The sequence below is a fragment of the Neobacillus sp. plas4 genome, assembly GCF_057221695.1.
The window spans coordinates 5,707,058-5,720,679 of record NZ_CM170152.1 but is presented as its reverse complement, the minus strand read 5'-3'; the positions used below and the strand labels follow the sequence as shown (position 1 = coordinate 5,720,679).

The window sequence follows — 13,622 nt, the reverse complement described above, 5'->3', positions numbered from 1 at the left end:
TACACGATTAAAAGGGGGGATGACTAATGTCGATGAAAATAAGCGAAGACAAGTTTACTGACCGCGTTGATAAAGGACTGCACGATTCCTTCATGCGTGGAGCTGTTTCGAGTGCCCAAGGACGATTTCAATCACGTCGTTTGGGGGCTGCAGAAGAGTTAGGGAACTGGGAGGATTGGCGCTTGCACGGGGAAGAAATCCGCCAGCATGTACTAGAAAACCTAGACTATTATTTATATCAGCTAAGTGAGAATGTCTCCAAACGAGGAGGACATGTCTTCTTTGCGCAAACGGCTGAAGAGGCAACGGAGTATATTAAGAATGTCGCGGAACACAAAGGCGCTAAAAAGATCGTAAAGTCAAAGTCGATGGTGACGGAAGAGATCCATTTAAATGCAGGTCTTGAGCAATTAGGTTGTGAGGTGATTGAAACAGACCTAGGGGAATACATTTTGCAAGAGGATGACCATGAGCCTCCTTCTCACATTGTTGTTCCTGCGCTGCATAAAAATAAGGAGCAAATCCGTGATGTTTTTAAAGAGAAGCATGGATATCAACATTCAGAAAAACCAGAAGAGCTCGCTTTACATGCGCGTGAAAAATTGCGGCAAGAATATTTGACAGCAGATATCGGAATCACAGGATGTAACTTTGCCATTGCTGAAACCGGCTCAATTACCCTCGTGACAAATGAAGGAAATGCCGATTTAGTATGCGCTTTACCGAAAACACAAATAACAGTAATGGGAATGGAAAGACTTGTTCCAACCTTTGAGGAAATGGAAGTCCTTGTTAGTTTATTAACAAGAAGTGCCGTAGGGCAAAAACTGACAAGCTATATCACCACATTAACTGGTCCGAAAGAGGAAGGCGATATCGACGGTCCAGAAGAGTTTCATCTTGTTATTGTCGATAACGGCAGATCAGACATTCTTGGCGGAGAATTCCAATCCATTCTCCAATGTATCCGATGTGCAGCCTGTGTTAATGCTTGTCCTGTTTATCGGCATGTCGGTGGTCATTCATACGGCTCCATCTATTCTGGTCCTGTCGGTGCGGTGCTCTCACCATTACTAGGAGGATATGATGATTATAAAGAGTTACCATTTGCCTCCACTTTATGCGGGGCATGTACAGAGGCATGTCCGGTGAAGATTCCGCTGCATCAGCTTCTTCATAAGCATCGCCAAGTCATCGTGGAAAAAGAAGGACGAGCTCCGATATCTGAAAAGCTATTAATGAAAGCATTCGGTTTTGGTGCATCATCCCCTGCACTTTATAAAATCGGTTCAAAACTGGCAGCGCCGGTTATGTCACCATTAACAAAGGATGAAAAAATTACAAAAGGACCAGGACCTTTAAAGGCATGGACAGAATCTAGAGATTTCCCTGCACCAAATAAAGAAAGATTCCGTGATTGGTTTAAAAATCGTCCACAAGGAGGGAATCCATCATGACCGGTATTATACAGAATCGAAATGCCTTTCTGGGAAAAATATCCAGTCAGCTAGGCCGTGAACAAAAAACGAAAATAGAAAGACCGGTCTGGAAATTCCATCCCCAAGATGAAGTTCTAAAAGGCACCACACAAGATGAGCTTGTGGACGTATTACGGGAACAATGTAAAAATATTCATACAAATTTTGTCATGACCTCAACTGCGAAGCTATCTGACTCATTAAATGAAGTGGTAAACCACTATGGCGGAGGCCCAATTGTCACATGGAAAGATGAGCGCTTTTCTCAATTTGGCCTTGGAAAATTAATGAAGGAAGAATGGCCTCAAGAGGGGATTGATCTTCATATTTGGAATCATACAAAAGGCAAAGAAAATATCGTGAAGGCCGAGGCTGCAAATGTCGGAATTACGATCAGTGATGTAACACTGGCAGAATCAGGTACAGCGGTTCTCTTTAGCAGCAAGGATAAAGGGAGAACAGTCAGTTTTTTACCGGCAACTTCCATCATTATTATCCCAAAAAGCAGTATCGTTCCCCGCATGACACAAGCGGCCCGTATCATAAATGAAAAAGTAAAAAACGGCGAACAAATCGCCTCCTGCATTAACTTCATCACAGGACCAAGCAACTCAGCAGACATCGAAATGATCCTAGTCGTGGGCGTTCATGGACCCATTAAAACAACCTACATTGTAGTGGATGATATATAATATAATCCCTTAGCATTTCTTTAGGGAAATGAGGTTTAGTCATTTCTGTGACCAGGGGTGACCAGGGGGACGGTTCTGATGGTCTTTTAATGCATAAGGGAATGGTAATCTAGGGACCATGAGAACCGTCCCTGCGGCACAGAAATGGATGTTGTTGCTGAAGGTGCAGAAACAGTAGAACGACTAGAAATATTTTGATAAATTGTTTAAAGTCGTTTGGTTTGGAATTATTCTAATTTTGGTGTATTATATAAATATAGAAAATTCAGAAAACAGCAAAGGGAGTCATACAAAAGTGCGTAAAGAAATTAAATCCATGAAGAATCTTATTGAAGAAAATAAAAAGGAGCTTTTAAACGATAAAAAGGCTATGGAGAAGATAGAAAAACGGATAGAAGAGCGGCATGAAGTAAAAAGGCTGGCTTAACCTTAACGGGTTCCAATATGAAGTGAGGGTGAAATCACAATGATTTCACCCTCACTTTTATTCCGGGGGTCCGTGGGGAAGGTTCTGCGGATTTTTTATGATAATATAAGAAAATAGAGAAGAACATTTTCCTATTATAAACGAGGTTTGGGGAGACAAATTTCTTAGCCATGAGAACCGTCCCCGTGGCTCACCCGTGGCTCAAACCTCTTAGAAAGATAGCTATAAACGTTTTCGCTTCATCATTTGAAGGATCGTTGTCGCCAAATGAAAGCCAGTCATAAAGAGTACCGCGCATACATCTTGAAATGAAAAAACTGGTTTTACTAATATCTGTTGATTTTGGTAGTTCTCCATTTTTAATGGCTTCATGCACAAACCTATTTAAAATTTTATATAAGCTTCTCTCCGAGTTGGCGAAAAAGTTTGCTTCATTTCTGATTAAGCCGCTCGTATAAACACTCCTCATCAAATCTTCTCCCAGTTCATTTTTTAAGTAGGTCAATTGTGCGTCGAAAAGGGAAATCACTTTGTCTTCAAAATGCATATGACTTGGTAAGGAGTGAGCAAAATTTTCATAAAATGAATCTATTTCTCTAAACTTTTCTAAAAAAATATCGTATTTTGATGAGAAATGCCCATAGAATGCCCCTTTTGAGCTTTTGCTTTTTTGAACAATTTCATCTACGCTTACTTGATTAAACCCTTTTTTTTCAAAAAGTTTTAAAGCTGTCTGATAGATTCTCTGTCTTGTTTCTTCTGCTTGCTGCTCCCTCGTTTTCCTTTCCATGATCGAACACCTACTCGTCCTTTAATTGATTCCTATTTTAACATAATTACTGAAGTTATAATCTTATGATTTATAAAAATAATCAGAAAATTATATTGACAGTTAAAGTGTAAGTATATTATCTTATAGACTATAGTCTATGAAATGTAAACGCTAACAAAGGAGAGGTGTAAGTGGATATAATCGGAAAAAGAACATTACGTTCACTATTAGCGGATAAGGTCAAGCAGCATGAGGAGAAGGTATTTATTCATTTTGAAGATGCAAATGAACAACGTTATAAAAAAACGTATAAAGAATTCCAAGAAGAAGTGAACAAATTAAGTAATGCTTTCTTGAAGTTAGGTCTAAAAAAAGGGGATCATGTTGTTTTACATTTACCAAATAATATGGAATTTTTTACAACGTGGTTTGCACTGGCGAATATTGGAGCCATCATGGTCCCAACCAATATTTTATCAACAGCTGATGAGATGAAATACATTATTAATCATTCTGAGGCTATTGTATTGATGACTGAAGCTGAGTATTTAGATAAGTTTGATGGGATACGCAAGGAATTGCCAACGATTCAACATACCATCATTACTCGCTGTGACCAAGCGGTTGAAGGGGTTATTAACTTTAATGATTTAATAGAAAACTCATCTGATGGTACAGAAGCTTTCCCGGAGATACTTTCTGAGGATGTTGTAGCTATGCTTTATACATCAGGGACAACTTCCAAACCAAAAGGCGTACAGGTGACGAATGGAAATTATATTTATACCGGTGAATTAATGTCAAAATCGATCAATTTAACTGAGAACGATCGGCCGTTCATCGTTTTACCTTTATTTCATGGCAATGCACAGTATTACTCAACCATGTCTGCACTTGTAGTAGGGGCTAGTATTGCGTTAACAGAGAAATTTAGTGCATCGCGTTATTTTAAACAAGCAAAGGCCCTTGGTGGTACGATTGGTTCACTATTTGCAGCTCCGATTCGAATGATACTGGCAAAGGAATATGATGAGAATGACCGGGATAACCCGATCCGTTTAATCACTTTCGCACAGTCAGTAGCGGAACATCAATTAACTGAATTTGAAGGAAAATTCAATCTTAAACTGCTGCAAATGTATGGGATGACTGAGACCATTGGTGTTCCATTAATCAATCCAATCAATGACATTCGAAAAAATATGAGCATTGGAAAGCCAAGCATTGGCTGTGAAGTAAAATTACTTGATGAAAACGGATATGAAGTGGCTGATGGAGAAGTCGGCCAAATTGCTGTCAAAGGTGTTCGCGGCAGAACATTGATGAAGGGATATTTTAAAAATGACGAAGCAACAAGACAAACATTCAAAGGCGATTGGCTTTTAACAGGGGACAATGCTTATGTCGGAGAAGATGGCTATTTTTACTTTGTTGATCGGATGAAGGATATGATTAAGCGTTCAGGTGAAAATGTAGCGGCGAATGAAGTGGAAAGCGTGTTAGTCGAGCATGAAGCTGTCTACGAAGCTGCTGTTATTGGTATACCGGATGAGATGCGAGATGAGGCCATCAAAGCATATGTCATAGTAAATAAAGGTAGTGCAGTGTCTGAAGCAGAGCTCATTGAACATTGCCAACAAAGATTAGCAAAGTTTAAAGTTCCAGAGTTTATTGAATTTGTAGAAGATTTCCCTCGTACACCTGTTGGGAAAATCCAGAAACATATTCTGCGTAAATTACTGACCATATAAGAGGATAGAGAAAACCGAGAAGTTCGAGACGGTTTAGCTTTAAGAAATTCGATGTGTTAGTTTTACCATACTTTTTAAACATCTTCTATAAGAAGGAAGGCGAATCTATGAAAAATGTCAAAGTATTATTAGCTAGTTTAGCAGGATCCATCATTGAATGGTATGACTTCTATCTTTACGGAACAGCAACAGGAATTGTATTTGCTACTTTATTCTTCCCATCAGAAAATCCGACAATTTCTGTTTTGATTGCCTTTGCTACTTTTGGAGCAGGTTATGCTGCACGACCTCTTGGAAGTATCATTTTTGGGCATATGGGAGACCGCATTGGAAGGAAGGCATCCCTCATGCTGACACTGATCGGGATGGGGGGAAGTTCGTTTATGATTGGACTGCTTCCGACCTATGCGCAAGTTGGTTTAGTGGCGCCAATCGCGCTTGTCGTTTTACGTTTACTACAAGGAATTGCTCTTGGTGGTGAATGGGGTGGAGCTGTTTTACTTGCAACAGAATCTGCAACAAAAGGTGTGCGTGGTTTCTTTGGTTCGATTCCACAATTAGGCGTACCGATTGGATTAGTTCTCGGAACATTTAGTTTTACGTTAATCAGTTCATTAACGACAGAAGCACAATTTATGGCCTGGGGCTGGAGGATCCCATTCCTTTTTAGTGCAGTATTAGTACTTTTAGCGATTTGGATTCGCAGCAGTATTGAAGAGACTCCTGAATTTAAAAGGAAAAAGGAACAAGGAGAGATTGCAAAGGTACCGATTATTGATGCCTTTAAATACCACAAAAAGGATATTTTTCGCTTGATTGGTTTAAAACTGGGAGACGGTTTTTTCAATGTATTCCTTATGTCCTTTATCTTGTTTTATGCAACGACGTTTCTAGGTCATAGTCGTGATGTGGCATTATTGGCTTTAACACTAAGTTGTGCAACCATGATTATTACGATTCCATTGACTGGATATTTATCTGATTTTATCGGTCGTAAAACCATCTATATCGGCGGGGTCGTATCGTTGATCGTATTAGCCATTCCATATTTCACTATGATTGGTCAAAGCACAACCATGTTCTACATTATGCAAGTGTTATTATTAGGTGTAGTTTGGAGTGCCATTTTCGCTACACAAGGAACATTTTTCTCTGAATTGTTCCCGGCCAATGTGCGTTATACGGGGCTTGGTCTAGGTTATCAAGTCGCTGCTGCAATTGTAGGATTTGGGCCAATGCTTTGGACAGAAATGGGTGCGAAATTTGGTCCATCCCCCTATATATTCGGTGGATTTATGATTGTAGGACTAATCCTTTCACTTGTTTTGGCAATATTCTCACCAGACACCCGTAAAATTACACAATATGGCGATCAACATCATGATCAAACAGAGGAAAACGGTCAAAGAGACGCAAAAAAAGCTTAAATCTAAAATATTTGGAGTGTGTGAATTGTCAAAACAAACAGCGATTGTAACAGGGGCGGCAAGTGGGATTGGACAAGGTATCGCCTTATCTTTAAGTCAAAAAGATATTCAAGTCGTATTAGTGGATAAAAACTCTTGTGAAGAAACATTGAAGCAAATGCAAGGGGAGGGGCATGTTGAACAACGTGGTGATATTCTAGATGCCAATTTTATAAAACATGTTGTAAAAGAAACGGCCGATACATTTGGCACCATTGATATACTTGTCAATAATGCAGGAACCGCAAGCCGGTTAAATTTAGAAACGATGACGATTGAGGATTGGCAAAGGGATATCAATACAAACCTCCTTTCAACCTTCTTATTTACTCAAGCAGTTGTCTATCCATATATGAAGGAGCAAAAGGGCGGCAGAATTATCAATATTAGTTCTATTTCAGGCCTAAATGGCGGTGCGAAATCAGGTGATGATACTGTCGGCAGGTCTGGCCCGGCCTATGCAGCGTCTAAGGGCGGCATTATTGCGCTCACGAAATGGGTAGCTCGGGAAATAGGAGAATATAATATTACTTGTAATTCTGTCGCACCGGGGGCAACGGAAACAGCGATTACAAGAGGGATTCCTTACGATACTAGTCAGCAATCTATTAATCGTATGGGACAACCTGCTGAAATTGCTTCAGCTGTAAGTTATCTAGTTTCAAAGGATGCTAGTTTTATAACTGGTCAAGTGATTGTCGTTGATGGCGGCGCTTATATGTAATAAAGGAGAGGTTAGAGATGGATGTATTTGTAAGCGGTGTTGGCATTACACCATTCGGTAAACATATTGACTATTCATTAAAAGAGCTTTTACTTCAAGCTGCGAGGGATGCTTTAAAGGATGCAGGACATCCGAAAATTGATGCGGTATTTGTTGGAAACTTCATGGGCGGGGCAATTGCTAACCAGGAAATTCTAGGCGCCATGCTTGTCAATGATCTAGAGCTTGGCCATATTCCTTCATTGAAAGTAGAAGGTGCATGTGCCTCTGGAGGCATTGCCATTCGTCAAGCTGTGATTGGTATTTTAAGTGGTGCTTACGAAAACGTACTTGTTGTTGGCGGAGAAAAAATGAAACATGCTGCGACAGACGTTGTGACGCAGGCAATAAATGCAGCCATGGATAATGATTCAAGTGAAAAAAATGCTGGTTTAACATTCCCGGGTTTCTTTGGACTACTAGCGAATCGATATATGTATGAAAGTGGTGCAACAAAGGAACATCTGGCGAATGTTGTATTGCAGAATCGTTCATATGCAATTAACAATCCACTTGCACAATTCAGAAAGCCTACGACCATGGAAGAAGTTATACAAGCGAAACAGATAACGGATCCACTTGGCCTATTCGATTGTTCCCCGATAACAGATGGGGCAGCGAGTGTAGTTTTAAGTAGAAATCCAAGCGCAGTTAAAATCCGGGCATCTGTTCAAGTGTCTGGTCCGACAAATATCCAGGACTTGGATTCCATTCTACAAATTCCTGCCATTATCAATTCAGGGAAGCTCGCTTACGAACAAGCCGGAGTTGGCCCGTCTGATATTGACGTTGTAGAGGTTCACGATTGCTTCTCCATCACAGAACTTCTTGCTATAGAAGGGCTAGGCTTTTCCAATCGTCTGGAGGGTTGGAGATTCGTTGAGGAGGGTCAAGCTGGATTAAACGGTAAAACACCAATCAATACAAGTGGAGGTCTTTTATCAAGAGGCCACCCAATTGGGGCAACGGGTACAGCTCAGTTCGTTCAAATTGTCCTTCAATTAAGAGGAGAAGCTGTAAACCAAGTCAAAAATGCACGAATTGGAATGTCACAAAACTTAGGTGGCACTGGCGCATACTCTGTCGTACATGTATTGGAAAGGGTGTGAACACTATGATTATTTATGAGTATAAAAACAAGAGTTATCTGACAAAGCCATTTTCCTCCGATTTCGAAAATGAACCAATTAGTGAACGGAACATTTCTGGTGAAGGTACGGTTTATTCTGTAACAACCATTTACGTGCCACCAGCGGAATTTGTTCAAGAAAGTCCATATACCGTTGCCATCATTCAATTAAAGGCTGCCGCACTAAAAGTAACTGCCCGTATAGAGGAACCAGTACAAATAGGGGAAACGGTTTATTTTTCAAAATTTGAAAATGGGGGTTATCATTTTAAAAAGTTTGTGTGAGAGACCATGGAGACCATGGGGACGGTTCTGATGGCTTTTTAATTGGTGGTTTATGAAATAGAGATGGGCACCTATCTAGTAGGTGACACCGATATGTATAAATGAAACTTTGGGAGATACCTAACCATAATCGAACCACGAGAACCGTCCCCCGGCATTTTGAAGTCGTGTCAACTTCGGAAAAGGGAGGGCCAAAAAAGCAAGGACGTGTCCGAAGTTGTGTGAACTTCGGACAAGGAAGGGCCAAAAAAGCAAGGACGTGTCCGAAGTTGTGTGAACTTCGGACAAGGAAGGGTTAAAAAGGCAAGGTCGAGTCCGAAGTCGTTTCAACTTCGGACAAGGAAGGGCTAAAAAAGCCAGAGCATGTCCGAAGTCGAGACCATGGAGGACGGTTCTGCCAGCTTTTTTAAATTGGTGTTATTAGAAAATAGAGAGGGGCACTTACTTAGGAAGTGCCCCAATGTATAAATGAAACTAAATCACACTGTTAGTATATTGTAAATATTATTAAAATTTTAATTAAAAATAGATTAATAGATTTTATTCGGATTCATGTTAGTCAAATAGGTGGAATTACCCCAGCACGGAAAATAACAGCAGCATGTGAGATGTTTGGCATCCGTACAGCATGGCACGGACCGGCTGATGTTTCTCCTGTTGGTCATGCTGCTAATGTCCATCTTAATGTAAGTAGTCCAAACTTTGGAATTCAAGAATATTACGGGTTTAGTGAGCATATTAGAGAAGTTTTTCCTGGATGTCAGGAAATCAAAAAAGGGTTCGTGTACCCGAATCAACGACCAGGGCTTGGTATTGATATTGATGAAGAAGAAGCTAAAAAATACCCTTGTCACAATTAATTACCTCAATGGACTTTGACTAGGTGGCCAGATGGTACATCCGTAACCCCGTAAATCTTAACAGAAAAGCTTGCAGGCGAAACAGATGTCTGCAAGCTTTTCTATTGGGGGGGACCATTAGGCTATGGTGCCTGTCACCACCCGCTTTTTGTCGATTCCTTCGATATTATTCGGGGAGTGACAGGCACTGTTCTTATGCATTGGCAACAGATTATTATACTTCTAATTCTTTTACAGTCTCGCCTTCAACTAACACTGGTTGATAATATGTTTCATTCGGTAAGTTCTTTTTCCCTTGTAATTTCTTAATAATCCAATCAGCTGCATCACGTCCCATTTGTTCTTGTGGGTGTGTCAATGTCGTTAGGTTGATATTAGCATTTTTGGCAATGAAAGAATTGTCCTGGCCAATAATTGATAATTTTTCCGGAACAGAAATATCAAGTTGTCTGCATACATTTACCACTTCCAATCCTACCTGGTCGTTATAGCAAACAATTGCAGTCAACACGTCTCTATTTTCATTTAGGAACTTTTTCAAGTTAGTGTATAGGTCCAACTTCGTCTCAGTATTGAACGAAAGCACATGCTCTGGTTGAAATCGTAATTTGGCTTCTCCAAGCGCTTTTATATACCCCTTCATTCGATACTTTCCTTGTAAATCATCCGTTTTTGAAATGAGTCCAATTTTTGTGTGTCCTTTCGAAATCAATTCTTTTGTTGCGAGATAGCCAGACTGCACGTCATCGAGACAAAGGAAAGGAACATCTAATTCTTCATAATAAGCATTGATCATGATGAATGGAACATCCTGTTCCTTGAACGATAGGTAGTAAGCAATATTAGGATTGTATAGATTGCTTTTTGTAGGTTCAACAATCAAACCATCTACGCCAAATGACAACATCATTTCCAAAGCTTTTTTTTCTTGTTTGACATCATTATTTGTACTAGCTAATAGTAACGAATAATTATCCTCATTCAATCTCCCTTCGATTCCACGAATAATTGAGGGGAAAATATAATCAGATATGTAGGTCGTGATTACACCGATTGTTTTATTATTAGAATTCGCGAGAGACTTTGTTTGATATTGGTTACTAACATAAGTACCAGAGCCCTTTTCGCTTCTTAGGAATCCCTCATTTGATAGATCTAGTATGGCCTTTCGAACAGTGTGACGGCTAACTTCATACTGTTCTTGTAAGGCTGATTCAGTAGGAATTTGTTCTCCTTCGCGGTAATCTCCTGAGAGAATTTTACTTTTTATATCATCAATAATAACCTGATACTTTGGCTTCATTTCATTCACTTCTTTCATAGTTGTTCGCATCCTAATTCTTTATCCCGAAAATTTGTATGGACATATTTTATCATGATTTTGAATGAATTAAAACATTCTACTCTAATTCGCACGAACAATTGGAAAATTGTAAATATTAAAAAGGTAACTCACGAATACCTCCTATTACAAAAATTTTAAAAGGGAAAAGGAAAAACTATTCTAATATTTGTATGTACATATAATTTTGATGTTGACAAATGTACGGACAAAAAATATACTAAGCTTGTAAATGAAATTTAGTGAAAAGGAAAGCGCCACCTTTTCTTCATAAGATATTTTGAAATCGCTATCTGAGAGGGGGATTAACGTGAAAACGAATCGAGGAAATATTAAACAAGCGATTGCTAAGGGAGAAACTTCACTTGGAATCGAATTCGGATCAACTCGTATAAAAGCAGTGCTGATTGATAACAGTTTTGAAACTATTGCAGCTGGAAGTTATGAGTGGGAAAACCGTTTAGAAAACGGAATTTGGACGTACAACTTGGTGGATGTTATCACAGGTCTTCAAACAGCTTATAGTGAAATGAAGCAAGAAGTTGAGCAGAATTATGGAATCACAATTCGAACAATTGGTTCTATTGGATTTTCTGCAATGATGCACGGGTATATGGCTTTTGACAAAACTGGTGAGCTGCTTGTTCCGTTTCGGACTTGGCGTAATGCAACAACCAGTGTTGCAGCAAAGGAATTAACAGATAAATTCCAATTCAATATCCCTGAACGGTGGAGTATTGCTCATCTTTATCAAGCAATACTAAATGAAGAGAACCATTTACCTCGTATAGATTTTATTACTACATTGGCTGGATATATTCACTGGTTACTGACTGGGAGTAAAACAATTGGGATTGGGGATGCTTCGGGCATGTTTCCAATTGATGAAACGACACAAGATTACAATGAATCGATGATCCATCAGTTTGATGAACTGATTGCAGCCAATGGTTATCCTTGGGGGCTAAGGGATATTCTCCCTAAAGTCTATATTTCTGGCGATAAAGCAGGTGAATTAACCGAAATCGGAGCGAAAATTCTGGATAAATCACAAAATTTACAACCAGGCATTCCGCTTTGCCCGCCAGAAGGTGATGCTGGAACAGGGATGGTTGCTACGAATAGTGTGAGAAAACGTACTGGAAATGTCTCTGTAGGAACTTCAGTTTTTGCCATGATTGTACTAGAGAAGGAACTTTCAAAGGTGTATCCAGAAATTGACTTGGTCACTACACCGAACGGCAGTCCAGTTGCAATGGTTCATGCGAATAACTGCTCAAGTGATATCAATGCTTGGCTGGGATTGTTCCGTGAATTTCTTGAGGCAATGGGACAAAAGGTTGACATGAATAAATTGTTCGATGTGATGTTTAATAAAGCTTTGGAAGCAGACCCAGATGGTGGTGGTTTGCTAAGCTACGGTTATTATTCAGGTGAAAATATCACAGGATTCGAAAAAGGACGACCTTTATTTGTTCGCTCACCTGAGAGTAATTTCAATTTAGCAAACTTCATGCGGACTCATCTTTTTACTGCATTTGGTGCTTTGAAAATTGGAATGGATATTTTGACAAAGAAGGAAAATATCAAAATTGATAGCATATTAGCTCACGGTGGTTTATTTAAAACTCCTGTTGTTGGACAGAAAATTATTGCAGCAGCAATGAATGCTCCGGTTTCAGTTATGTCAACGGCTGGAGAAGGCGGTGCGTGGGGAATCGCTATTCTTGCTTCTTACATGATGAACAAAGATCAAAATGAAAGTTTAGAAGACTTTCTCGACATAAAGGTCTTTCAAGAGGTTGATGGACAAGAAATTTTTCCCGATGGATTTGACGTTGAAGGATTTGAAGAATTTATCGAACGATACAAAAAAGGTTTAGTCATTGAGAAGGCAGCTGTAGATCATTTGACTTTGAGTGGAAAGCTGGAGGGAATGACATGTTAGAACAACTGAAGGAAGAAGTATTTCAAGCAAATCTGGATTTACCAAAACATGGACTTGTGAAATACACATGGGGAAATGCAAGTGCCATTGATCGTGAAAGTGGATTATTCGTTATCAAACCGAGTGGTGTTGATTATGAAATAATGAAAGCTAGCGATATGGTAGTTGTTGATTTAGATGGCAATGTTGTTGAAGGAGAGTTAAACCCTTCATCAGATACACCGACTCACGCCGTACTTTATAAGCATTACCCAGAAATCGGCGGCATCGTGCACACGCATTCAACTTGGTCAACAATATGGGCGCAGGCAGGCCTCGATGTTCCGGCAATGGGGACTACTCATGCAGACACATTCTATGGTTCCGTTCCATGTGCCCGCTTCCTGACACAAGAGGAGATTGATCGTGGTTACGAAAAAGAAACGGGTAATGTGATCATCGAGACATTTGAAGAGCGTGGGTTAGATATTTTAGCGGTTCCTGGTGTCTTACTTCATGGTCATGCTCCATTTACTTGGGGCAAAGACGTAAAAGCAGCGGTAATGAATAGTGTAGTGTTGGAAGAAGTTTGCAAAATGAATTTATTTGCAAGGGAATTAAATCCAATTGCTGAAGAATTGCCACAAGGTATTTTAGATAAACATTATTTACGAAAACATGGGAAACATGCTTATTACGGTCAAAAGTAATATAAAATCTATCAATCTAT

Annotated in this window: 13 protein-coding genes; 11 read left to right on the top strand and 2 right to left on the bottom strand. The window is 39.6% G+C overall.

What is annotated here, in order from left to right; genetic code table 11:
• The first annotated feature begins 26 nt into the window (after positions 1-26).
• The 3 genes from AC2TFD_RS28485 (at position 27) to AC2TFD_RS28475 (ending at position 2,597) form a co-directional block, all read left to right on the top strand.
• The gene (locus AC2TFD_RS28485; protein ID WP_484674501.1) at positions 27-1,457 is read left to right on the top strand and encodes a LutB/LldF family L-lactate oxidation iron-sulfur protein; all 1,431 of its coding nucleotides are present in this window, start codon (positions 27-29) and stop codon (positions 1,455-1,457) included.
• Positions 1,454-2,170 (top strand): LutC/YkgG family protein, encoded by a 717-nt coding sequence (locus tag AC2TFD_RS28480; RefSeq protein ID WP_484674500.1) that lies wholly within the window; start codon positions 1,454-1,456, stop codon positions 2,168-2,170. The genes AC2TFD_RS28485 and AC2TFD_RS28480 overlap by 4 nt, the downstream gene beginning before the upstream one ends.
• Positions 2,171-2,465: 295 nt before the next feature.
• Positions 2,466-2,597, top strand: coding sequence for an FbpB family small basic protein (locus AC2TFD_RS28475; RefSeq protein ID WP_335509977.1), 132 nt, complete (start codon positions 2,466-2,468; stop codon positions 2,595-2,597).
• Between the two features lie 190 nt (positions 2,598-2,787).
• Here AC2TFD_RS28475 and AC2TFD_RS28470 read toward each other — a convergent pair whose 3' ends face one another.
• Positions 2,788-3,387, bottom strand: a complete 600-nt coding sequence (locus AC2TFD_RS28470; protein WP_484674499.1) for a TetR/AcrR family transcriptional regulator — start codon at positions 3,385-3,387, stop codon at positions 2,788-2,790.
• Between the two features lie 173 nt (positions 3,388-3,560).
• Between AC2TFD_RS28470 and AC2TFD_RS28465 the strand changes: the two genes are divergently transcribed.
• From AC2TFD_RS28465 to AC2TFD_RS28440, 6 genes are all read left to right on the top strand, one after another.
• On the top strand, positions 3,561-5,120 hold the full coding sequence (locus AC2TFD_RS28465; RefSeq protein ID WP_484674498.1) for an AMP-binding protein: 1,560 nt from the start codon (positions 3,561-3,563) through the stop codon (positions 5,118-5,120).
• 107 nt (positions 5,121-5,227) lie between these two features.
• Positions 5,228-6,547 carry an MFS transporter gene (locus AC2TFD_RS28460; protein WP_484674497.1) on the top strand — a complete coding sequence of 440 codons (1,320 nt, stop codon included), beginning with the start codon at positions 5,228-5,230 and terminating at the stop codon, positions 6,545-6,547.
• Positions 6,548-6,563: 16 nt separating this feature from the next.
• On the top strand, positions 6,564-7,310 hold the full coding sequence (locus tag AC2TFD_RS28455; RefSeq protein WP_484676382.1) for an SDR family NAD(P)-dependent oxidoreductase: 747 nt from the start codon (positions 6,564-6,566) through the stop codon (positions 7,308-7,310).
• A 17-nt stretch (positions 7,311-7,327) separates the two neighbouring features.
• Entirely contained in the window at positions 7,328-8,458 is a 1,131-nt protein-coding gene (locus tag AC2TFD_RS28450) for a thiolase C-terminal domain-containing protein (protein WP_484674496.1), read from the top strand.
• Between the two features lie 5 nt (positions 8,459-8,463).
• Positions 8,464-8,763 carry a Zn-ribbon domain-containing OB-fold protein gene (locus AC2TFD_RS28445; RefSeq protein WP_484674495.1) on the top strand — a complete coding sequence of 100 codons (300 nt, stop codon included), beginning with the start codon at positions 8,464-8,466 and terminating at the stop codon, positions 8,761-8,763.
• A gap of 494 nt (positions 8,764-9,257) precedes the next feature.
• On the top strand, positions 9,258-9,623 hold the full coding sequence (locus AC2TFD_RS28440) for an enolase C-terminal domain-like protein (protein ID WP_484676381.1): 366 nt from the start codon (positions 9,258-9,260) through the stop codon (positions 9,621-9,623).
• A gap of 214 nt (positions 9,624-9,837) precedes the next feature.
• Here AC2TFD_RS28440 and AC2TFD_RS28435 read toward each other — a convergent pair whose 3' ends face one another.
• A complete protein-coding gene (locus AC2TFD_RS28435) occupies positions 9,838-10,926 on the bottom strand; it encodes a substrate-binding domain-containing protein (protein ID WP_484674494.1) in 1,089 nt (362 codons plus the stop codon).
• 349 nt (positions 10,927-11,275) lie between these two features.
• Here AC2TFD_RS28435 and AC2TFD_RS28430 point away from each other — a divergent pair, with 349 nt between their 5' ends.
• Both AC2TFD_RS28430 and AC2TFD_RS28425 read left to right on the top strand, forming a co-directional pair.
• Positions 11,276-12,913 (top strand): xylulokinase, encoded by a 1,638-nt coding sequence (locus tag AC2TFD_RS28430; RefSeq protein ID WP_335509990.1) that lies wholly within the window; start codon positions 11,276-11,278, stop codon positions 12,911-12,913.
• A complete protein-coding gene (locus AC2TFD_RS28425; RefSeq protein ID WP_335509992.1) occupies positions 12,907-13,602 on the top strand; it encodes an L-ribulose-5-phosphate 4-epimerase in 696 nt (231 codons plus the stop codon). The genes AC2TFD_RS28430 and AC2TFD_RS28425 overlap by 7 nt, the downstream gene beginning before the upstream one ends.
• The last annotated feature ends 20 nt before the right edge of the window (positions 13,603-13,622 follow it).

What these genes read in the sequence shown, in the direction of transcription:
- AC2TFD_RS28485 (WP_484674501.1), top strand. Translation starts at nt 27, where the DNA reads ATGTCGATGAAAATAAGCGAAGACAAGTTTACTGACCGCGTTGATAAA.
- AC2TFD_RS28480 (WP_484674500.1), top strand. Translation starts at nt 1,454, where the DNA reads ATGACCGGTATTATACAGAATCGAAATGCCTTTCTGGGAAAAATATCC.
- AC2TFD_RS28470 (WP_484674499.1), bottom strand. Translation starts at nt 3,387, where the DNA reads ATGGAAAGGAAAACGAGGGAGCAGCAAGCAGAAGAAACAAGACAGAGA.
- AC2TFD_RS28460 (WP_484674497.1), top strand. Translation starts at nt 5,228, where the DNA reads ATGAAAAATGTCAAAGTATTATTAGCTAGTTTAGCAGGATCCATCATT.
- AC2TFD_RS28450 (WP_484674496.1), top strand. Translation starts at nt 7,328, where the DNA reads ATGGATGTATTTGTAAGCGGTGTTGGCATTACACCATTCGGTAAACAT.
- AC2TFD_RS28445 (WP_484674495.1), top strand. Translation starts at nt 8,464, where the DNA reads ATGATTATTTATGAGTATAAAAACAAGAGTTATCTGACAAAGCCATTT.
- AC2TFD_RS28435 (WP_484674494.1), bottom strand. Translation starts at nt 10,926, where the DNA reads ATGAAGCCAAAGTATCAGGTTATTATTGATGATATAAAAAGTAAAATT.
- AC2TFD_RS28425 (WP_335509992.1), top strand. Translation starts at nt 12,907, where the DNA reads ATGTTAGAACAACTGAAGGAAGAAGTATTTCAAGCAAATCTGGATTTA.